This is a genomic window from Rhizobium sp. NLR22b (assembly GCF_019685295.1).
Classification (GTDB): domain Bacteria; phylum Pseudomonadota; class Alphaproteobacteria; order Rhizobiales; family Rhizobiaceae; genus Rhizobium.
The window spans coordinates 50,367-68,574 of record NZ_JABDWM010000013.1 but is presented as its reverse complement, the minus strand read 5'-3'; the positions used below and the strand labels follow the sequence as shown (position 1 = coordinate 68,574).

Annotated in this window: 19 protein-coding genes; 8 read left to right on the top strand and 11 right to left on the bottom strand. The window is 61.5% G+C overall.

Features of this window, described 5'->3' with window-relative positions:
* The first annotated feature begins 51 nt into the window (after window positions 1–51).
* Complete coding sequence (ndk, locus tag HJC00_RS20855; protein ID WP_004680549.1) at window positions 52–474, top strand: nucleoside-diphosphate kinase; 423 nt, start codon at window positions 52–54, stop codon at window positions 472–474.
* A 72-nt stretch (window positions 475–546) separates the two neighbouring features.
* Here the strand turns inward: ndk and HJC00_RS20850 are convergent, their stop codons facing one another.
* Together HJC00_RS20850 and HJC00_RS20845 are read right to left on the bottom strand one after the other, a co-directional pair.
* A complete protein-coding gene (locus HJC00_RS20850) occupies window positions 547–1,050 on the bottom strand; it encodes a hypothetical protein (protein ID WP_221147302.1) in 504 nt (167 codons plus the stop codon).
* Window positions 1,047–1,592 (bottom strand): CGNR zinc finger domain-containing protein, encoded by a 546-nt coding sequence (locus tag HJC00_RS20845; protein ID WP_221147301.1) that lies wholly within the window; start codon window positions 1,590–1,592, stop codon window positions 1,047–1,049. Before HJC00_RS20845 ends, HJC00_RS20850 begins: the two co-directional genes overlap by 4 nt.
* Before the next feature lie 64 nt (window positions 1,593–1,656).
* On the opposite strand from HJC00_RS20845, the gene HJC00_RS20840 reads away from it, so the two are divergent.
* Entirely contained in the window at window positions 1,657–2,553 is an 897-nt protein-coding gene (locus HJC00_RS20840; RefSeq protein WP_221147300.1) for a branched-chain amino acid ABC transporter permease, read from the top strand.
* 1 nt (window position 2,554) lies between these two features.
* Here HJC00_RS20840 and HJC00_RS20835 read toward each other — a convergent pair whose 3' ends face one another.
* From HJC00_RS20835 to HJC00_RS20815, 5 genes are all read right to left on the bottom strand, one after another.
* Entirely contained in the window at window positions 2,555–3,013 is a 459-nt protein-coding gene (locus HJC00_RS20835; protein WP_221147299.1) for a molybdenum cofactor biosynthesis protein MoaE, read from the bottom strand.
* 149 nt (window positions 3,014–3,162) lie between these two features.
* Window positions 3,163–3,417, bottom strand: a complete 255-nt coding sequence (gene moaD / locus HJC00_RS20830; protein WP_221147298.1) for a molybdopterin converting factor subunit 1 — start codon at window positions 3,415–3,417, stop codon at window positions 3,163–3,165.
* Window positions 3,414–4,004 carry a CDP-diacylglycerol--glycerol-3-phosphate 3-phosphatidyltransferase gene (gene pgsA, locus HJC00_RS20825; RefSeq protein WP_011424811.1) on the bottom strand — a complete coding sequence of 197 codons (591 nt, stop codon included), beginning with the start codon at window positions 4,002–4,004 and terminating at the stop codon, window positions 3,414–3,416. The genes moaD and pgsA overlap by 4 nt, the downstream gene beginning before the upstream one ends.
* A gap of 158 nt (window positions 4,005–4,162) precedes the next feature.
* Window positions 4,163–6,202, bottom strand: a complete 2,040-nt coding sequence (uvrC, locus tag HJC00_RS20820; protein WP_210628393.1) for an excinuclease ABC subunit UvrC — start codon at window positions 6,200–6,202, stop codon at window positions 4,163–4,165.
* Complete coding sequence (locus HJC00_RS20815; RefSeq protein ID WP_221164549.1) at window positions 6,199–6,966, bottom strand: SDR family oxidoreductase; 768 nt, start codon at window positions 6,964–6,966, stop codon at window positions 6,199–6,201. The genes uvrC and HJC00_RS20815 overlap by 4 nt, the downstream gene beginning before the upstream one ends.
* Before the next feature lie 364 nt (window positions 6,967–7,330).
* Here HJC00_RS20815 and HJC00_RS20810 point away from each other — a divergent pair, with 364 nt between their 5' ends.
* Complete coding sequence (locus HJC00_RS20810; RefSeq protein WP_011424814.1) at window positions 7,331–7,966, top strand: outer membrane protein; 636 nt, start codon at window positions 7,331–7,333, stop codon at window positions 7,964–7,966.
* Between the two features lie 95 nt (window positions 7,967–8,061).
* Here HJC00_RS20810 and HJC00_RS20805 read toward each other — a convergent pair whose 3' ends face one another.
* Both HJC00_RS20805 and HJC00_RS20800 read right to left on the bottom strand, forming a co-directional pair.
* On the bottom strand, window positions 8,062–8,658 hold the full coding sequence (locus HJC00_RS20805; protein ID WP_210628391.1) for a glutathione S-transferase: 597 nt from the start codon (window positions 8,656–8,658) through the stop codon (window positions 8,062–8,064).
* Window positions 8,659–8,718: 60 nt separating this feature from the next.
* The gene (locus tag HJC00_RS20800; protein ID WP_210628390.1) at window positions 8,719–9,588 is read right to left on the bottom strand and encodes a 23S rRNA (adenine(2030)-N(6))-methyltransferase RlmJ; all 870 of its coding nucleotides are present in this window, start codon (window positions 9,586–9,588) and stop codon (window positions 8,719–8,721) included.
* Window positions 9,589–9,604: 16 nt separating this feature from the next.
* Between HJC00_RS20800 and HJC00_RS20795 the strand changes: the two genes are divergently transcribed.
* From HJC00_RS20795 to HJC00_RS20785, 3 genes are all read left to right on the top strand, one after another.
* On the top strand, window positions 9,605–11,809 hold the full coding sequence (locus HJC00_RS20795; protein ID WP_221164548.1) for a molybdopterin-dependent oxidoreductase: 2,205 nt from the start codon (window positions 9,605–9,607) through the stop codon (window positions 11,807–11,809).
* Window positions 11,806–12,396 carry an NUDIX domain-containing protein gene (locus HJC00_RS20790; protein ID WP_221147296.1) on the top strand — a complete coding sequence of 197 codons (591 nt, stop codon included), beginning with the start codon at window positions 11,806–11,808 and terminating at the stop codon, window positions 12,394–12,396. The genes HJC00_RS20795 and HJC00_RS20790 overlap by 4 nt, the downstream gene beginning before the upstream one ends.
* 146 nt (window positions 12,397–12,542) lie before the next feature.
* The gene (locus HJC00_RS20785; protein WP_221147295.1) at window positions 12,543–13,712 is read left to right on the top strand and encodes an alpha-D-ribose 1-methylphosphonate 5-triphosphate diphosphatase; all 1,170 of its coding nucleotides are present in this window, start codon (window positions 12,543–12,545) and stop codon (window positions 13,710–13,712) included.
* A gap of 619 nt (window positions 13,713–14,331) precedes the next feature.
* Here the strand turns inward: HJC00_RS20785 and purN are convergent.
* Window positions 14,332–15,003: a phosphoribosylglycinamide formyltransferase gene (purN, locus tag HJC00_RS20780; protein ID WP_210628386.1), complete on the bottom strand. Its 672-nt coding sequence runs from the start codon at window positions 15,001–15,003 to the stop codon at window positions 14,332–14,334.
* Window positions 15,000–16,073 (bottom strand): phosphoribosylformylglycinamidine cyclo-ligase, encoded by a 1,074-nt coding sequence (purM, locus tag HJC00_RS20775; protein WP_221123400.1) that lies wholly within the window; start codon window positions 16,071–16,073, stop codon window positions 15,000–15,002. Before purM ends, purN begins: the two co-directional genes overlap by 4 nt.
* A 244-nt stretch (window positions 16,074–16,317) precedes the next feature.
* Between purM and HJC00_RS20770 the strand changes: the two genes are divergently transcribed.
* Both HJC00_RS20770 and hdaA read left to right on the top strand, forming a co-directional pair.
* Window positions 16,318–17,442, top strand: coding sequence for an AI-2E family transporter (locus HJC00_RS20770; protein ID WP_210631656.1), 1,125 nt, complete (start codon window positions 16,318–16,320; stop codon window positions 17,440–17,442).
* Window positions 17,435–18,148: a DnaA regulatory inactivator HdaA gene (hdaA, locus tag HJC00_RS20765; RefSeq protein ID WP_221123399.1), complete on the top strand. Its 714-nt coding sequence runs from the start codon at window positions 17,435–17,437 to the stop codon at window positions 18,146–18,148. The genes HJC00_RS20770 and hdaA overlap by 8 nt, the downstream gene beginning before the upstream one ends.
* Window positions 18,149–18,208: the final 60 nt, after the last annotated feature.

The following is an 18,208-nucleotide window of genomic DNA, read 5'->3' as shown; positions in this document are numbered from 1 at the left end:
TGGGGCGGGTAAAGACCGCCCACTTTTCCCGAGAAAACAGAGGATCTGACTATGGCGATTGAACGCACCTTCTCGATGATCAAGCCGGACGCAACCAAGCGCAACCTGACGGGCGCCATCACCAAGATGCTCGAAGATGCCGGCCTGCGCGTCGTCGCCTCCAAGCGTGTCTGGATGAGCCGCCGCGAAGCTGAAGGCTTCTACGCCGTTCACAAGGATCGCCCCTTCTTCGGCGAACTCGTCGAAGGCATGACCTCCGGTCCAACCGTCGTCCAGGTTCTGGAAGGCGAAGGCGCGATCCTCAAGAACCGCGAAATCATGGGCGCGACCAACCCGGCCAACGCTGACGAAGGCACGATCCGCAAGGTCCATGCGCTGTCGATCGGCGAAAACTCCGTGCATGGCTCCGATGCCCCGGAAACGGCTGCCCAGGAAATCAAGTACTGGTTCTCCGACACCGAAATCGTCGGCTGAGGCCGCGCTTCGGCATTGCCTCGCAATACCTTGAATTGACTCTTGAAAGCCGGGGTGTCGCTCCGGCTTTTTCTATGATGGACACTTGTCGGTGTTCGAGAAATCGACGCTGCCGTCAGGCTTGAAGACTTCCGGGTTCTTGTCATAAAGCGCGCCGACGACGAGCGGCTTGCTCGGCAGTACGGTTTGGTCGAGGTCGGAGCGGAACTCAGTCTTCAATTGCTGAAGCACCTTGCCGTCCTTGTCGACCAGCCGGACATTCACCGAATAGGGGCGGTCCTTGCGCACGCAGTGCAGGTTTTCGCTCTGCAGCGCGATCTTGTCGTCGATCGGGTAGATTTTCTGGTTCAATATCAGCGGCGCGCCGCCCACGGGGTTTTCGAATTCGGCGATGATGACCGAGCCATCAGGGATCGGGCCTGTCTTCTTCAGCGTCAGCAGATAGGTGGCGCTCGCCACCCGATAGTTGAAGACGAAGAGGTGGCCGGTGACTTCGACGAGGTTTTCGGCCTGACGCTGGCAGGCGGAAAGCAGAAGCCCCGTGGCAGCCGCCGCTACGATCAGATGTTTTCTCATGGCGTCTCCTCCTTCTTGCGGCGATAGTGACGGTTCGCCTTGGCGCGGTTGCCGCAGACCGCCATGTCGCACCAGGCGCGGCTCCTGTTCTTGCTGCGGTCGATGAACAGCCAGCCGCAATTGCCGCAGATCTTCATGCGCTCGGGATCCGGCATGGCAATCAGCCTGAGCGCCGAATGGGCGGTCGCCGCGGCCAGATTGCCGGGATTGGTTCCACGCAAGATATTGGCCACCGCTTCCAGTAGCCCGGCCAGCAATTGGTTGTCGCTGCCGTCCAGTATACGCTTGCGGAAATAGAGGTCGATCGCTTCCCTCAGCGCGAAGAAATCGGCCTCGTCTTGTGCTGCCAGCGGTGCGATCTCGCCGAACAAGGCCCGTTCGGCGCAGAATTCGGCGGCGGCACGCGGGAAGTTCCGCATCTGCTCGCGGCTCGCGAAGCGGTCGATCCGCCGCTTTGGGTCGTCGCGCAGCACGACGCTGTTGGCGACATCCAGCGCCAGCGCGCCGCCGGCAAAACGGTGAGGGGTCCAGGAAAAGCTCATGGTGAAATTATAACTGGCGAAATAGGTTTTACCAGTTATAATTTGCTGACGCGGAGTTCTCGGAATGGCCTATCTTCTGCAGCAGCTGGCGAATGCGGTGCCGCTTGCCGCCCTCTATGCCGCGCTCGCCTTCGGTTATGCCGTTGCCTTCGGCGTGACCAAGCGGGCCGACATCACTTATGGGGCGATCTTCGCCTTCTCGGGCCAGATCCTGTTGCTCTTTACCGAGCTCGCCTATGTCAGGTTCTGGCTGGTGCTGCCGGCCGCCCTTGCCATCGGCGCCTGCGCCGCGATTGTCTATTCGCTGGCGGCGGGCATCTGGATCGGCCGCTCGATCATGCTGCCGCTCGCCAGCAAATCGCCGAATACCGTGATCGTTGCCGCCCTCGGCATCATGATCGTGTTGATGGAAAGCGCGCGCCTTGCAGCCGATACAAGGGCGATCTGGCTGCCGCCGTTCCTGAACGACGTCGTCGTCTTCTGGAGCGACGGTCCGTTCAAGGTGACGCTCACCTATATCCAGCTGATCGACACGGCGTTGATGTCGGCCATCGTCGCGATCGGTGCGCTGATCCTCAGGCGCACGGCCTGGGGCCGCCTCTGGCGCGCCGTCACCGACGATCCGCTGGCCGCCGAGCTCTGCGGCACCAGCGCCAGCCTTGTCTTCCTTGTCGCCTATGCGGCAGCCGCGCTCGTCGCCACCCTCTGCGGCATCCTCGCCACCTTTTACTACGGTTCGATGGATTTCGGCGCGGGCCTGATGTTCGGGCTCAAGGTACTGCTGATCGCAGCCGTCGGCGGCTATTCCGATCCGCTGCGTTCGGCAGGCGGTGCTGCCGGGCTTGCCGTCATCGAAACCATGTGGGGCGCCTATGGCGCCTTCGTCTGGCGAGACCTAGTGATCTTCTCGCTGCTGGTCCTGCTTCTGGTCATGAGCCGCAGGGAGCGCGTGGTTCTCTAACTTATTTCCACTTGTCGCGCGCGGCATCGTCGGCGTCTTTCGCCGCGACCCAGTCGCCGGCGGCGCCATCCTTGCCGTGTTCCTTCTTCCAGAAGGGGGCTGCGGTCTTCAGGAAATCCATGACGAAATTGGCGCCGTCGAACGCCGCTTGCCGATGCGGCGCGGCTGCGACGACGAGCACGATATTCTCGCCAGCGGCGATCTTGCCATAGCGGTGAATGGCGGTGAGGCCGAGTAGCCCGAAACGGGCGATGGCAAGCTCGCCGATGCGGGTCATTTCGGCTTCGGCCATGCCGGGATAATGCTCGAGCTCGAGGGCGGCCAGCGTGCCGCCTTCATCGCGGCATAGGCCGAAGAAGGTCACGACGGCGCCGATGCCGGGCTTGTGCTTGGAGAGCCGGTCGACCTCGGCCTGCAGGTCGAAGTCCTCGCGCTGGACGCGGATGGTGGGGGTGGTCACCTCACAGACCTCCGTCAATTTGGAAGGTCACCGGTACGCAGCACTCCCCCATTCTTGTCCTCGGGTCAAGCCCGAGGACAAGAATGAGGGAGAGAAACGAAGGCGCAGTCCTAGCCATTGTATGCTTCCAAAGCCCGACGGGGCGGCAATCACCCCCCCGTCATCGGCGGAAAAATCCCAATCTCGCGTGCGGCGCCGATCGGCTCGTCATGCTCAACATGCTCCATGTCGAGCGCCACGCGGATCACCTCGGGATATTGAAGTGCGGCTTCATATTCCTCGCCCAACGTCTTCAAATGATTTAGAAGATCGGCGACGGTGACGACGGAGGAGGGGAGGTCGATCTCCTCATCACCCTTGCCGATGCGCTCGCGCACCCAGGCGAAATAGACAAGCCGCGTCATTCCTCGTCATCCACGATATGTTTCAGCCCGGCACGGAAATAGTCGTAGCCGGTATAGATGGTCAGCAGTGCCGCGATCCACAAGAGCGCGATGCCGGTCTGCGTCGTATAGGGGAAGATCTCGTCGCCGGCCGGGCCGGCAAGCAGGAAGGCGATGGCGACGAGCTGCAGCGTCGTCTTCCACTTGGCGATCCGTGTCACCGGCACGCTGACCTTCAGCGCCGCCAGATATTCGCGCAGGCCGGAAACCAGGATCTCACGGCAGAGAATGATGATTGCCGCCCAGATCGACCAGCCGGCGATGGTCTGGTCGGCCGCGACAAGCAGGAGGATCGAGGCGACCAGCAGCTTGTCGGCGATCGGATCGAGCATCCGGCCGATATTCGACGTCTGGTTCCAGATGCGCGCGAGATAGCCGTCGAGAAAATCGGTGATTGAGGCGATGATGAAGATCCACAGCGCTACCCAGCGCGCCGTATTGCTGATCGACAGCCTGCCCTCGACGAAGAAGCAGAGAACGATCAGCGGCACGGCGAGGATGCGGCCGTAAGTCAAAAGGTTGGGAAGGCTGTACGCACGCGATGCCATGGATCGTTTCTCTGAATTGAAGCGCCGCTGCCGCGCCGCGTCTTTACGAAAACCGATTCCGATTTTCGGGTCGATGTAGATGACGGCTTTGGCCGGCGACCGTCAACATTCTTTCTGTCTTTTCACCGCCATTGCGTGGAATTTGCGACGGCCGCCGCTTATTTCGCGGCGTCGTCGTGGAAATGGTTATAGACCTGCTTTGCCACGGCTTCCGAAATACCTTCCACCGCCATGAGGTCGGACAAAGCGGCACGCGAAACCGCCTTCGCCGTGCCGAAATGCTGGAGCAGCGCGCGTTTGCGTGACGGGCCGATGCCGCCGATCTCGTCGAGTGGGTTCTTGACCATTTCCTTCTTTCGCCGCACCCGGTGCGAGCCGATCGCGAACCGGTGCGCTTCGTCGCGCATGCGCTGGATGAAATAGAGCACCGGATCGCGCGGCGGCAATGTGAAACTCTCGCGTCCCGGCGCAAAGAAGCGCTCCCGCCCGGCGTCGCGGTCGACACCCTTGGCGACGCCGATCGCCGTCACGCTGTCGGTGATGCCGAGCTCGGCCAGGATGGCGCGCACCGCCGTCATCTGCCCCTGGCCGCCGTCGATGAGGATCACATCCGGCCAGGCGGGGAAGGGCATGTCGGCGGCGTCGGCAGCTGCTGCCTGCGCCGTCCGATCGGGAATACCTTCCTCCTTGATCAGCCGCGAGAAGCGCCGCGTCATCACCTCCTTCATCATTCCGAAGTCGTCGCCGGGAGTGATGTCGGTCGATTTGATGTTGAACTTGCGGTATTGGTTCTTCACGAAGCCTTCCGGCCCCGCCACCACCATGCCGCCGACGGCGTTGGTGCCCATGATATGCGAGTTGTCGTAGATCTCGATGCGCTGCGGCGCATAGGCGAGCCCGAAGGTTTCCTTGAATCCTTCGAGCAGCCGCGACTGCGACGCCGTCTCGGCAAGCTTTCGCCCATGCGCTTCGCGCGCATTGCCGACCACATGCTCGACGAGATCGCGCTTCTCGCCGCGCTGCGGCACGAGGATGGAAACCTTGTGGCCGGCCTTTTCGCTGAGGGCCGCGGCGAGAAGTTCCAGTTCCTCGACCGTTTCCGACAGCATGATCTGCTTCGGCACCGGCTTGTCGTCATAGAACTGCGCGAGAAAGGCATTCAGCACTTCGGCGCTTGAAAGCTGCGGGTCGGCCTTCGGGAAATAGGCGCGGTTGCCCCAGTTCTGCCCGGTGCGGAAGAAGAAAACCTGGATGCAGGAGACGCCGCCTTCATGATGGATGGCGAAAACGTCGGCCTCTTCGACACCGGCCGGATTGATACCCTGGTGGCTTTGCACATGCGACAGAGCGGCCAGACGGTCGCGATAGATCGCCGCCCGCTCAAAATCGAGATCCTCGGCCGCCTGGTTCATGGCTTCGGCCATGTGCGACTTCACCTTCTGGCTCTTCCCGGACAGGAAATCCTTGGCCTCCTGCACCAACTCGGCGTAACCGGCATCGCTGACCTCATGCGTACAAGGCCCCGAACAGCGCTTGATCTGGTAGAGCAGGCACGGCCGCGTGCGCGTTTCGAAGACGCTGTCAGTGCAGGTGCGGATCAGGAAGGCCCGCTGCAACGAATTGATCGTGCGTCCGACCGCGCCGGCCGAAGCGAAAGGCCCGAAATAGTCGCCCTTCCGCGCCCTGGCGCCGCGATGCTTGAAGATGGCCGGCGCCCGGTGATCCCCAGTAATGAGAATATAGGGAAACGACTTGTCGTCGCGCAGCAGCACGTTAAAGCGCGGCCGCAAGCGCTTGATCAGATTCGCTTCCAAGAGCAGCGCTTCGGTTTCCGTGCGCGTCGTCACGAATTCCATATTCGCCGTCTGGCGGACCATCTGGGCGATGCGGTTGGAATGCACACGGCCGACGGCGTAGTTGGCGACGCGCTTCTTCAGGCTGCGCGCCTTGCCGACATAGAGCACATCGCCTTCGGCGTTGAACATGCGATAGACGCCGGGGCTGTTCGGCAGCCGCTTGACGAATTCGCCGATCAATTCGGCGCCGACAAGCCCGGTCTCGTTGAGGCTGCCGGCATTCCAGTCGACCGCAGCCGCCAGAGGGGCGGCGGAAACCTCGCCTTCCACCTCGATTTCGTCTTCGCTCTCATCCGTATCGTCGTAGAGAACGCCGCCATCCGGCAGCTTTCGTCCGTTCATTCCTTAATCTCCGCCACATCGGGCGTCTGCCAGGCAAGGTGCTGGCCGCCGTCGAGGGCAATCATCTGGCCGGTGATCGAGGGCGTGTCGTAAAGGAAGCGAATCGTTTGTCCGAATTCTTCCAGTGCCGGCCCTCGCTGCAGGATAAGGGCTGAGACCTGCGCTTGGAAGTCCTCCAGTGACTGCCGCTCGCTCGGCATCGAGGGGCCGGGGCCGATCGCATTGACGCGAATACGTGGCGCCAATGCCTGGGCGAGCGTCTGCGTTGCCGTCCACAGCGCGGACTTGGAGAGCGTATAGGAGTAGAAGCTGGGCCTCAGTGCCCAGACCCGCTGATCAATGATGTTGACGATCATCCCCGCTGCCTGAGCTGGCACCTGCTGCGCGAAGGCTGCCGAAAGGATCGACGGCGCACGCACATGCAGGTCGAAGTGCAGCGCCCATGTGTCGGCGTTGAAACTACGTGCGGAATCATGCTGGAAGACCGACGCATTATTGACGAGCAGATCGAGAGGCCCGAGCGCTTCCGACGCCTTCGCGATCAGTTCGCCCGCTTCGCTGATATCGGTAAGGTCGGCCTGCAATGCGGCCGCCCTTTGTCCCTTTCGCCGCAATTCCGCCGCCAGCTCTTCCGCTTCGCTGAGGGAGCTGTTGGCGTGGATCGCAACGGAAAAGCCATTTGCAGCAAGGTCTTCGGCGATTGCCCGGCCTATTCTCTTGGCCGCCCCCGTTATCAGGGCTGAGCGAAGTCTTTTGTGGTTCAAAATCTTGCCTTCTGATCCCGCGAGTCTGTGTGCAGCCTATATAAGGGCGGGCGGAGATTATATAAATAGGCAGCCACGGTTGCATCTGCGGTTGGGATATTCTATGTATTATTTAATAATGTGATTTCTTAAAATAAGTATTTTAAGTTTAACCATTAGGTAGGGTTAATGAAACCTATGTTGCTCTCAAGCAACATCGAATTTCCGCCATCCGGCAGCCACAATGATATCACAATTTGGCTCTTTCAAATCCGCATTTCAGTTCCAATTTCAGTCTCGATCCGGAAGGGACATCTGGCAATTTCCCCGCCAATGCTTCGCTGATAGACAGATGAAAGCGGCGCGGGACTGAAAGGAGAAAAGTATGCGTGTACTCATTGCTGGCCTCATGGCCTCTGCTTTTGCAATCGCGGGCGTTTCGGCAGCTCAGGCGGCTGATGCCGTCGACCAGGTTCCGGAAGCACCGGTCGCCCAGGACGCCCCGGTCAAGCCGGCCGGCAACTGGGAAGGCTTCTATCTCGGCGGCGCCGGCACCTACAACATGGGTGACTTCGGTTCCGATCGCCACACCTACGGTTTCGGCGGCCAGGTCTTCACCGGTTACAACTGGCAAGCAGGCCAGATCGTTTACGGCGTTGAATCCGATCTTGGCTACAGCGGCGATGACGTCTCCTCGGGCGGCGTCAAGAACAAGTATGGTTGGAACGGCTCCGTCCGCGGCCGAGTCGGCTACGACATGAATCCCTTCCTGCTCTACGGTACGGCTGGTCTTGCCCTCGGCAACGTCAAGGTTTCCGACGGCACCTCGGACGAAAGCAAGACGAACTACGGCTATACGGTCGGCGCCGGTGTCGAAGCCTTCGTGACCAACAACATCACGACCCGCCTCGAATATCGCTACACCGACTACCAGAGCAAGGACTACGACCTCGACTCCGGCAGCTTCTCGCGCGGTTACGACGAGAACAGCGTCAAGCTCGGTATCGGCGTCAAGTTCTAAGCCGATTGACCCTTCCGAACATGCAGAAGCCGGGCTCATCGCCCGGCTTTTTGCTGTCCGCTCATGGTTTGCAGGCGCTCCGTTTCGGCTCCGGATCAGGCGCTGGCCTTGAGCTCGCGATGAGCCGGGAATTTCTTTTCGAACTCAGCCAGCCAGTCGATCAGCGGCGCATGCTCGGCTTCCCACTGGTCTTTAAAACGCAGGTCGAGATAGTCGAGCGTGGCGGCCAGCGCGAAATGTCCGCCATTGAGCTTCTTGCCTGTTTTTGGCGGCTTGGCGCCGAGATGGGCGAGTCCGGCCGTCACCTTCTTCCATTGCCGGTCGATCCAGGGCTGGTGAACCTTCTCCTCGTCACGGAAGCGGCGCTCGTAGACGATCGTGAGCAGGCAGTCGCAAATGCCGTCGCAGAGCGCTTCGAGCACTTCCGCATCCGTCCGCTTGCTTTTCTTGGCAGGATAGAGCCCGCCTTCCGTCAGCCGGTCGAAATAATGCATGATCGCCACGCTGTCGAAGATCGAGGTCCCGTCATCGGTCAGAAGCGTCGGGATCTTGCCGAGCGGATTGTTGTCCACGAGGATCGCCGGCCCGGTGTTGGTGTCGACCCGGATGGCATCCAGTTCGATGCTCAGAAAATGCGCGGCCATGCGCACCTTGCTGGAGTAGGGCGAGGCGGGCGAGCAGAGAAGTTTCATGGGGCACCTGGCGAGACTGTGGAGCTGCGGTGCCGACTATTTCCGAAGCCGGTTGCCCGGTCAATCGGCCTTGACCATCTTGTTCTCACCGCGCAACCAGAAGGCGCGGTGCGAGGCGAAACGGTCCTGCGCCAGATGGTCTTTCAGCGCCGGCAGCATCTGGTGCAGCTCATCCTTCAAGGTAAAGGGCGGATTGACGATGACGAGGCCGGAGCCGGTCAGTCCGGTAATGCCGCGGTCGCTGCGCACGCTGAGTTCGGCGCAAAGCATCTTCGGGATGTCGAGCGCCTGCAGAGTCTCGTGGAATTCCTTGATCGGCGCGCCCTTCTTCAACGGGTACCAAAGGCAATAGGTGCCGCCGGGAAAGCGGCGATAGGCCTTTTCCAGCCCGGCGGCGAGGCGCTGATATTCGTCCTCTTCCTCGAAGGGCGGATCGATGAGCACAATGCCGCGTTTCTCCTTCGGCGGCAGATGCGCGCCGAGCGCCAGCCAGCCGTCGAGTTCGGTGATGCGGGCATGGTGATCGCCCTCGAATAGCCGGTGCAGGCGGGCGTAATCCTCGGGATGCAGCTCCATCGCCGACAGCCGGTCCTGCGGCCGGAACAGCATGCGCGCAAGTTTCGGCGAGCCCGGATAGAAGCGGATGCCATCCTCGGGATTGAGTTCGCGGATGGCCGAGAGGTAGGGCTCCAGCAGCTCGGAGACCTGAGGCCCGAGTTCGGCCACGATTAATTTGCCGATGCCAGCCTGCCACTCGCCGGTTTTCTGCGCTTCCTCGGAGGAGAGGTCGTAGAGGCCGATGCCGGCATGCGTGTCGAGCACGCGGAAGGCGCCTTCCTTCTTCTGCATGTAGCGGATCAGCCGCGCCAGCACGGCATGTTTCAACACATCGGCAAAATTGCCCGCGTGGTAGATATGGCGGTAGTTCATTTTCGCTGATGCCCGTATGAATTCGTATCATGGGGAGTTTTTCTGGCTTTTGGCCATGCAGGCCTTGGCATATACAAATGCCATGAACATTGCGACCCCCATCAACGCCAAATCCCCGAAGCTGGGCAGCAAGATCGGCCACACGGCCTGTCCGCACGACTGTCCCTCCACTTGCGCGCTGGAGGTTGAGATATCGGAGGACGGCCGCATTGGCCGCGTGCGCGGCGCCGGCGACCATTCCTACACCTCGGGCGTCATCTGCGCCAAGGTCGCCCGGTATGCCGAGCGACTCTACCATCCCGACCGGCTGATGCACCCCTTGCGCCGCGCTGGCCCCAAGGGGGCAGGGCAGTGGCAGCAGATTTCCTGGGACGATGCGCTGGATGAAATCGCCGAAGCCTTCGTGAAGGCCGAGGCGAGGGACGGCAGCGAGGCGGTCTGGCCCTATTTCTATGCCGGCACCATGGGCTGGGTGCAGCGCGATTCGATCGATCGCCTGCGTCACGCCAAGCGCTATTCCGGCTTTTTCTCGTCGATCTGCACCAACCCGGCCTGGACCGGCTTCACCATGGCGACCGGCGTGCTCCGCGGGCCTGATCCGCGCGAGATGGGCCGCACCGATTGCGTCGTCATTTGGGGCACCAATGCCGTCTCGACCCAGGTCAACGTGATGACCCATGCCATCAGGTCGCGCAAGGAGCGCGGCGCCAAAATCGTCGTCATCGATATCTACGACAACCCGACTATGAAGCAGGCCGATATGGCTCTGATCGTCAAGCCGGGCACTGATGCCGCGCTCGCCTGCGCCACAATGCACATCGCCTTCCGCGACGGCTATGCCGATCGTGACTACATGGCGAGATATGCCGACGATCCCGAAGGTCTGGAAGCGCATCTGAAGACGAAGACGCCCCAATGGGCCGCTGCCATCACCGGCCTGTCGGTCGAGGAGATCGAGGCCTTTGCCCGCCTCGTCGGCATGACGAAGAAGACCTTCTTCCGCCTCGGCTACGGTTTCACCCGCCAGCGCAACGGCGCGGTCGCCATGCATGCGGCCGCCTCGGTCGCCACCGTTCTCGGCTCCTGGCAATATGAGGGCGGTGGCGCCTTCCATTCGAACAGCGATATCTTCCGCATGAACAATGCGGAACTGACCGGCCGGTCGATGAAGGACGGCGATATCCGCATGCTCGATCAGTCGCAGATCGGCCGCGTGCTGACCGGCGATCCGGTGGCGCTGCGCCATCGCGGCCCGGTGACGGCGATGCTGATCCAGAACACCAATCCCGCCAACATTGCTCCCGAGCAGCGCCTCGTCAGGCGCGGGTTCGCCCGCGACGATCTCTTCGTCGCCGTCCACGAGCAGTTCATCACCGAAACGGCCGAGGTCGCCGATATCGTCATCCCGGCGACCATGTTCGTCGAGCATGACGATATCTATCGAGCCGGCGGCCAGAACCATATTCTGCTGGGACCGAAGCTGGTCGAGCCGCCACCGACCGTGCGCACCAATCTCTTCGTGATCGAGGAGCTGGCAAGCCGCCTCGGCGTCGCCGATCGCCCCGGTTTCGGCCTTACCGCCCGCGAGATGATCGACCGCATCCTCCAATCGAGCGACCTGCCGGACTACGACCATTTCCTCGAACACAAATGGTTCGATCGCCAGCCGGCTTTCGAGGACGCCCATTTCCTGAACGGCTTTGCCCATCCGGACGGCAGGTTCCATTTCCGCCCCGACTGGATCAACCAGCCGGCGCCGAACAAGCCGCCGGCCGCAATCGGCGCGCTCGGGCCGCATGCCGAACTGCCGGCCTTCCCCGATCAGGTCGATATCATCGAAGTTGCCGATCCAGAGCATCCCTTCCGTCTCGCCACGTCGCCGGCGCGCAACTTCCTGAATTCGAGCTTTTCGGAGACCAAGACGTCTCGTCAGAAAGAAGGCCGTCCCGAGGTGATGATCAATCCTGTCGATGCCGAAGCCAACGGTGTCGCCCATGGCGATCTCATCCGCATCGGCAACAGCCGCGGTGATCTCCGCATCCATGCCCGTATCACCACCGAGGTGAAGCCGGGCGTGCTGATCGCCGAGGGCCTCTGGCCGAACAAGGCGCATGTCGACGGCGAGGGCATCAACGTCCTGACGGGCGCCGACCCGGTCGCGCCCTATGGCGGAGCGGCCGTTCACGACAACAAGGTCTGGCTTCGCAAGGACGCAGCATGATGCAGCCGAAATCACGGGTAAGGATTGTCAGCGAGGAAACGCTGTCGAATGGGTGGACGCGGCTCGCCAGCTATCTGCTCGACTATATCGACCGTAACGGCGCGACCCAGCGGTTGAAGCGGGAGGTCTACCACCGCACGCCGGCCGCCTGCATTCTACTTTATGATCCGAAACGCGATCTCGTCGTCCTTGTCCGCCAGTTCCGTCTTGCCGTGCATCTCAACGGCGACCCCGCCTGGGTGATCGAAGTGCCGGCCGGCCTGCTCGACGATGACCATCCCGAACAGGCGATCCGCCGTGAGGCGATGGAGGAGACCGGCTATCGCCTGCGTGAGGCGCGCTTCCTATTCAAATGCTACATGTCGCCGGGCGCAATCAGCGAAGTCGTCCACGTCTTCGCAGCCCTGATCGACACCGCCGACCGCGTGGCCGAAGGCGGCGGGCTGGACGAGGAGCATGAGGACATCGAGGTTCTGGAAATTCCTCTCGACGAAGCCGCCCGGATGATAGAGACCGGCGAGATTTTCGACGCCAAGACGATCATGCTTTTGCAATGGGCCGCGTTGAACCGGGATAGGATCGGATAATGGGGCGAGCCGTCAGGGGTGATCTTTCGATTGCCCATGATGGCTCCGGCATTGAGCCGCCAGCGCTCGAAAATTCATACGTTTGTCACGAAGCGGTTCTATCCGCTGCGGTTTGTCGATCATCGGATGCAGTCAGGAGAAAGCCCATGTGGCTCAGCAATTTCACCCTCGTTCTCCCAGACGAGGTGGTGAGCGAAGGTTCCGTGCTTGTTGAGGACGGCGCCATCGCCGAAATCCGGCCGGAGCCGGTTGCCGGGGCTGCGATCGATGGCGGCGGGCGGCTGCTGATGCCGGGCTTCGTCGACCTGCACGGCGACATGATCGAGCGCGAGATCGCGCCGCGGCCGAACGCGACGATGCCGATCGATTTCGGCATCCACGAGCTCGACAAGAAACTTGCCGCTGCCGGTGTGACCACCGCCTTTGCCGCGGTCTCCTTCGCCACCGAAAGCGTCTACGGCCATGTCCGCTCGCTGGAGACGACTTCGGCGGTGATCGAGGGCATCAACCGTCTGCGTAACGATCTGCTGATCGACCACCGCGTTCACGCCCGCTATGAAATCACCAATGTCGGCGCAGCACCTGCGCTCGAGCGCCTGCTGAATGCCCACCAGATCGACATGGTTTCGCTGACGGACCACACGCCGGGCCAGGGCCAGTACAACAACCTGCAGAGCTATATCCTCAGCATTTCCGAGCGCCGCGCCATCTCCGAGGAGATGGCCGCTGAGATCGTCGCCAAGCGCATCGCCATGCGCAGCAATCCTGACATCGAGGCCCAGCTGCGGGAGATCGTCGCGCTGTCGCTGAAGCACAAGCTGTCGCTCGCCTCGCATGACGACGACAGCGTCGAGAAGGTCGCAGAAATGCACGATCTCGGCGTCACCATCAGCGAGTTTCCGGTCACCGCACCCGCGGCCGAAGAAGCGCGCCGCCGCGGCCTCTGGACGCTGATGGGCGCGCCGAACGCGCTGCGCGGCCAGTCGATGTCGGGCAATCTCAGCGCGCTCGATGCCGCCAGGGCCGGCCTGCTCGGCGTCATCGCCGCCGATTATCACCCGGCCGCCTTCGTACCCGGCATCTTCAAGCTCGCCGACACGGTGGAAGGCGGCCTGCCGGCCGCCGTCGCCATGGCGACCGGCAACGCGGCCCGCTCGGCAGGACTCTCCGATCGCGGCGAAATCGCCATCGGTCAGCGCGCCGATCTGGTCGTCGTCGAGCGGGGCGAGATCAACCGCATCCGCGCCACCTTCCGCGCCGGCCAGTTCGTGTATAGCGACGGCACCCTGCATCCATTGCGGGCGCTGGCGGCTTAGCTGCAGGTTTGAACGTCGATGACGAGATACCTCCGAGGCGAGCTTTCTCATCGGCGGTGCCCGACTATCACATTTCTCCGGAACAAGACTGGCAAGGATGGGGAATCAAGATGTCATCTGAGCCACGGTTGCTACACAAGGAATGGGGGCTCCTGCCGCTCGTTTTGAGTGGAATTGGGACGATATCTGTATTCATCATATCGATTTACTACGATAACCAATACGGAATTTCGTATGTCTATGTAGGTGGAGAGTATATAGAATGCGAAAAGTCGGTTGCTTCTTTGTTGAAGGCCATTGTCTTGGTATACAAATATCCCGGTTTGGCTCTTCTCATTATCTCATTTATTTCGGTAATTTTCTGTTGTGTCCATGACAGAGGTATATTTATCTTTATTACAATATGTGTCATATTTTTTAGCTATCCATTTGCTGCCATGTGGGGTGGAGCCAGGATTGTTCTAAGTGAATCATCGACAGTGACGCTGTGCGAGAGGGGAAGTTACGGCTCGGTTGCGATCCACCTTCCGATGTTGTTTTTGTCGTCCTACGTCATCATTGGAAATATGGTTCTGCTGACCAAGCGATGGTTCGGGGGGAGAACCAGCAATACCGATATCTAACCGCAGTCGCCGATCAGCGAAATCAGCTGGGCCTTAGGCGCCGCCGTTGAAGCCTCGAAGCCAACGGCCTTGCCGCCCTCCATCGCCACACGCCCCTCGGCAAAGAGCCGCAGCGCCCTCGGATAGATCTGATGCTCGACGGTCAGCACCCGTGCGGCCAGGCTTTCGGCGGTGTCGGCGGAAAAAACCGGAACGGCGGCCTGGCCGATCGTCGGTCCCTCATCCATGCCTTCGGTGACAAAATGCACCGTGCAGCCTGCGATGCGCATGCCGGCGTCGATGGCGCGCTGATGCGTGTGCAGCCCTGGAAACAGCGGCAGCAGGGAAGGGTGGATGTTGAGCATCCGGCCTTCATAACGCTGGATGAAGGTCGCCGTCAGCAGCCGCATGTAGCCTGCGAGGCAAAGGATATCGGGGGAGAGCGTGTCGAGCGCGGAAAAGATCGCCGCCTCGTGCGCTTCCTTGCTGGCGTAGTCCTTGCGGGGGAAGGCGAAGGTGGCGATGCCTTCGGCCGCCGCCTTGGCAAGTCCACCGGCATCCGCCTTGTCCGAGATCACGCCGACGATCTCGGCAGGGTAGTCGGTGGCCTTGGCCGCCGCAACCAGCGCCATCATGTTGGAGCCACTGCCTGATATGAAGACGACGACGCGTTTGCGCTTCATGCTCATATGGCAAGCGTGCCCTTGTAGACCGTGCCGGCAGCGCCTTCGTCGCGCGCAATCATCCGGCCGAGCGTGATAACCTTTTCGCCTTCGGCTTCGAGCACCTTCGATACCGCGGCGACATTTTCCCCAGCGACAACGACGATCATGCCGACGCCGCAGTTGAAGGTGCGCAGCATTTCCTTGGCTTCGACGCCGCCGGTTTTGGCGAGCCACGAGAAGACCGGCGGCACGTTGACGGCATTGAGATCGATCTCGGCCGCCAGATGCCTCGGCAGCACGCGCGGAATATTTTCCGGGAAGCCGCCGCCGGTGATGTGGGCGAGCGCCTTCAGCGCGCCGGTCTCGCGGATCGCCTTCAGAAGGGGCTTCACATAGATGCGGGTCGGCTCGAGCAGCGCTTCGCCAAGCTTCTTGGCTTCGGCAAAGGGCGCCGGCGCGTCCCAGCCGAGGCCGGACAGTTCGACGATCTTGCGCACAAGCGAAAAGCCGTTGGAATGAACGCCGGAGGAGGCAAGGCCGAGGATCACGTCGCCCTCGGCAATATCGCCTGACGGCAGCAGCTTGCCGCGTTCGGCCGCACCGACCGCAAAACCGGCGAGATCATAGTCACCGGAGGAATACATGCCGGGCATTTCGGCCGTCTCGCCGCCGATCAGCGCGCAGCCTGCCTCGCGGCAGCCGGCGGCAATGCCGCCGACGATCGCCGCACCCTGGTCGGGATCGAGCTTGCCGGTTGCGAAATAATCGAGGAAGAACAGTGGCTCGGCGCCCTGGACCACGAGGTCGTTGACGCACATGGCGACGAGGTCGATGCCGACGGTGTCGTGGTAATCGGCGTCGATCGCGATCTTCAGCTTGGTGCCGACGCCGTCATTGGCGGCGACGAGAACCGGATCGGTAAAGCCCGCCGCCTTGAGATCGAAGAGCCCGCCGAAGCCGCCGATCTCGCCGTCAGCGCCCGGCCGACGCGTCGAGCGCACTGCCGGCTTGATCTTCTCGACGAGGAGGTTGCCGGCATCGATGTCGACGCCCGCATCGCTATAGGTCAGGCCGTTTTTTCCAGACTGGCTCATGCTGGTCTCCGATGGCTATTTCCAGGCGGCAGACGCGCCGCGTCATCTGCCGGTCGCAATTGCATGACAGGGGCCTTTATGCAAGCGTCGCATGGCAAAAGCCTCCAATTTCCCGTGTCTTTAATCGGCCTTTCCGGGATTTGGCGTGACAGGGTTGACCATCTTTGCGCCTGCATCCTATGTGCTGAATGGCCGCGTCGGACAAGAGGCGGCGTTCGGCGGCGGCGAGCGAAACGGGGAAGCAATGCCACAGCATGTCAGCGGCAACAGTCTGAAGCGCCAGATCTTCTTCTGGCTGGCCGTGCTCGTCTTCTTCATCGCCTTTCTCTATGTCTTCAGCTCGATCCTCTTGCCGTTCATCGCCGGCATGGCGATCGCTTATTTCCTCGATCCCGTCGCCGACCGGCTGGAGCGCCTGGGCCTCAGCCGCTTGATGGCGACGGTCGGCATTCTGATCGCCTTTGTCATCGTCTTTGCGCTGGCGCTGATGATCCTCATTCCCGTGCTGATCAGCCAGTTCAACGATTTCGCCGAGCGCTTGCCGAGTTATATCAGCCAGCTGCAGAAATTCATCGCCCAGTCGCAGCATTCGCTGCTGCCGCCGTGGATCAGGAGCCAAGTCGGCACGATCAAGGATAATTTCTCCGGCATCCTCTCCGAAGGCATGGGGTTCCTGACGGGACTCTTCGCGCAGATCTGGAATTCCGGCAAGGCGATTGTCGACGTCATCTCGCTGCTCGTCGTCACTCCCGTCGTCGCTTTCTATATCCTGCTCGATTGGGACCGCATGGTCGCCAAGGTCGACCAGTGGATCCCGCGCGATTACGTCAGCGATGTCCGCCAGATCGCCAGCGAGATCGATCAGGCGATCGCCGGCTTCATCCGCGGTCAGGGCTCCCTCTGCCTTATCCTCGGCATCTATTATGCCGCCGGCCTTTCCCTCGTCGGGCTGAACTTCGGCCTGCTGATCGGCCTCTTCGCCGGCATGATCAGTTTCATTCCCTATGTCGGCTCGCTGGTCGGCCTCGTTCTTGCCGTTGGCGTGGCAATCGTGCAGTTCTGGCCGGATTATCCCTGGATCGGACTTGTGCTCGTGGTTTTCTTCAGCGGCCAGTTTTTCGAAGGCAACATCCTGCAGCCGAAGCTCGTCGGCTCCAGCGTCGGCCTGCATCCGGTCTGGCTGATGTTTGCACTGTTTGCCTTCGGCGCGCTCTTCGGCTTCGTCGGGCTTCTGGTCGCCGTGCCGGCTGCCGCCGCCGTCGGCGTCCTTGTCCGCTTCGCGCTTTCGCGTTACCTTCAGAGCGATCTTTATTTTGGCGGGTCAGCAGACGGCCACGCCCGGAAGACGAAATCAGTACCCAATGAATGACGTGAAGAACGCTGATCCGAAGCGCAAGGCCGAAGAGCAGCTGCCGCTGGTGTTTTCGCATGATGCCGCAAGCGGGCGCGACGATCTCCTGATCTCGGAGCGTCTCGCCGCCGCCGTCTCGATCGTCGATGCGTGGCCCGCATGGGCGTCGCCGGTCGTTATCCTTGCCGGCCCGGTCGGTTCGGGAAAATCGCACTTGGCCGGCATCTGGAAAGAACACAGCGGAGCGGAGATCATTCACCCCAAGGCCGGTTCCAATGCCGCGGTCAGGGCGGCGAACGGCCCTGTCCTGTTCGAGGATGCCGATCGTCTCGGCTTCGACGACAACACGCTCTTCCATGTCATCAACAGCGTGCGCGAAAACGGCACCAGCCTGCTGATGACAAGCCGTCTCTGGCCGATGTCGTGGCCGGTTCTGCTGCCGGATCTGCGCTCTCGCCTCAAGGCCGCCACCGTCGTCGAGATCGGCGAGCCGGATGAAGCCCTGTTGTCGCAGGTGATCGTCAAGCTCTTCGCCGACCGGCAGCTTTATATAGATGACAAACTCGTGCTCTATATCGTCAACCGGATGGAGCGGTCGCTGAACGCGGCCCAGACAATCGTCGAACGGCTCGACCGGCTGGCCCTGTCGCGGGGCACGAAAATCACCCGCACTCTTGCCGCTGAAGTATTGAATGAATTGGGAAATTCGGAGCCGGCCGATTGACTGTCACAGTTCCGTCGTGAAACTGATATAATTGCCATCGCGATTGAAAACGGGGTAAGC

Excerpts from the sequence above, each read along its gene's own strand:
- HJC00_RS20845 (WP_221147301.1), bottom strand. The coding sequence starts at position 1,592 with ATGAGCTTTTCCTGGACCCCTCACCGTTTTGCCGGCGGCGCGCTGGCG.
- HJC00_RS20785 (WP_221147295.1), top strand. The coding sequence starts at position 12,543 with ATGTGGCTCAGCAATTTCACCCTCGTTCTCCCAGACGAGGTGGTGAGC.
- purM (WP_221123400.1), bottom strand. The coding sequence starts at position 16,073 with ATGAGCCAGTCTGGAAAAAACGGCCTGACCTATAGCGATGCGGGCGTC.
- HJC00_RS20800 (WP_210628390.1), bottom strand. The coding sequence starts at position 9,588 with ATGAACTACCGCCATATCTACCACGCGGGCAATTTTGCCGATGTGTTG.
- uvrC (WP_210628393.1), bottom strand. The coding sequence starts at position 6,202 with ATGAACGGACGAAAGCTGCCGGATGGCGGCGTTCTCTACGACGATACG.
- HJC00_RS20810 (WP_011424814.1), top strand. The coding sequence starts at position 7,331 with ATGCGTGTACTCATTGCTGGCCTCATGGCCTCTGCTTTTGCAATCGCG.
- purN (WP_210628386.1), bottom strand. The coding sequence starts at position 15,003 with ATGAGCATGAAGCGCAAACGCGTCGTCGTCTTCATATCAGGCAGTGGC.
- moaD (WP_221147298.1), bottom strand. The coding sequence starts at position 3,417 with ATGACGCGGCTTGTCTATTTCGCCTGGGTGCGCGAGCGCATCGGCAAG.
- HJC00_RS20770 (WP_210631656.1), top strand. The coding sequence starts at position 16,318 with ATGCCACAGCATGTCAGCGGCAACAGTCTGAAGCGCCAGATCTTCTTC.
- HJC00_RS20850 (WP_221147302.1), bottom strand. The coding sequence starts at position 1,050 with ATGAGAAAACATCTGATCGTAGCGGCGGCTGCCACGGGGCTTCTGCTT.
- ndk (WP_004680549.1), top strand. The coding sequence starts at position 52 with ATGGCGATTGAACGCACCTTCTCGATGATCAAGCCGGACGCAACCAAG.
- HJC00_RS20795 (WP_221164548.1), top strand. The coding sequence starts at position 9,605 with ATGAATTCGTATCATGGGGAGTTTTTCTGGCTTTTGGCCATGCAGGCC.
- HJC00_RS20805 (WP_210628391.1), bottom strand. The coding sequence starts at position 8,658 with ATGAAACTTCTCTGCTCGCCCGCCTCGCCCTACTCCAGCAAGGTGCGC.
- pgsA (WP_011424811.1), bottom strand. The coding sequence starts at position 4,004 with ATGGCATCGCGTGCGTACAGCCTTCCCAACCTTTTGACTTACGGCCGC.
- HJC00_RS20790 (WP_221147296.1), top strand. The coding sequence starts at position 11,806 with ATGATGCAGCCGAAATCACGGGTAAGGATTGTCAGCGAGGAAACGCTG.
- HJC00_RS20840 (WP_221147300.1), top strand. The coding sequence starts at position 1,657 with ATGGCCTATCTTCTGCAGCAGCTGGCGAATGCGGTGCCGCTTGCCGCC.
- hdaA (WP_221123399.1), top strand. The coding sequence starts at position 17,435 with ATGAATGACGTGAAGAACGCTGATCCGAAGCGCAAGGCCGAAGAGCAG.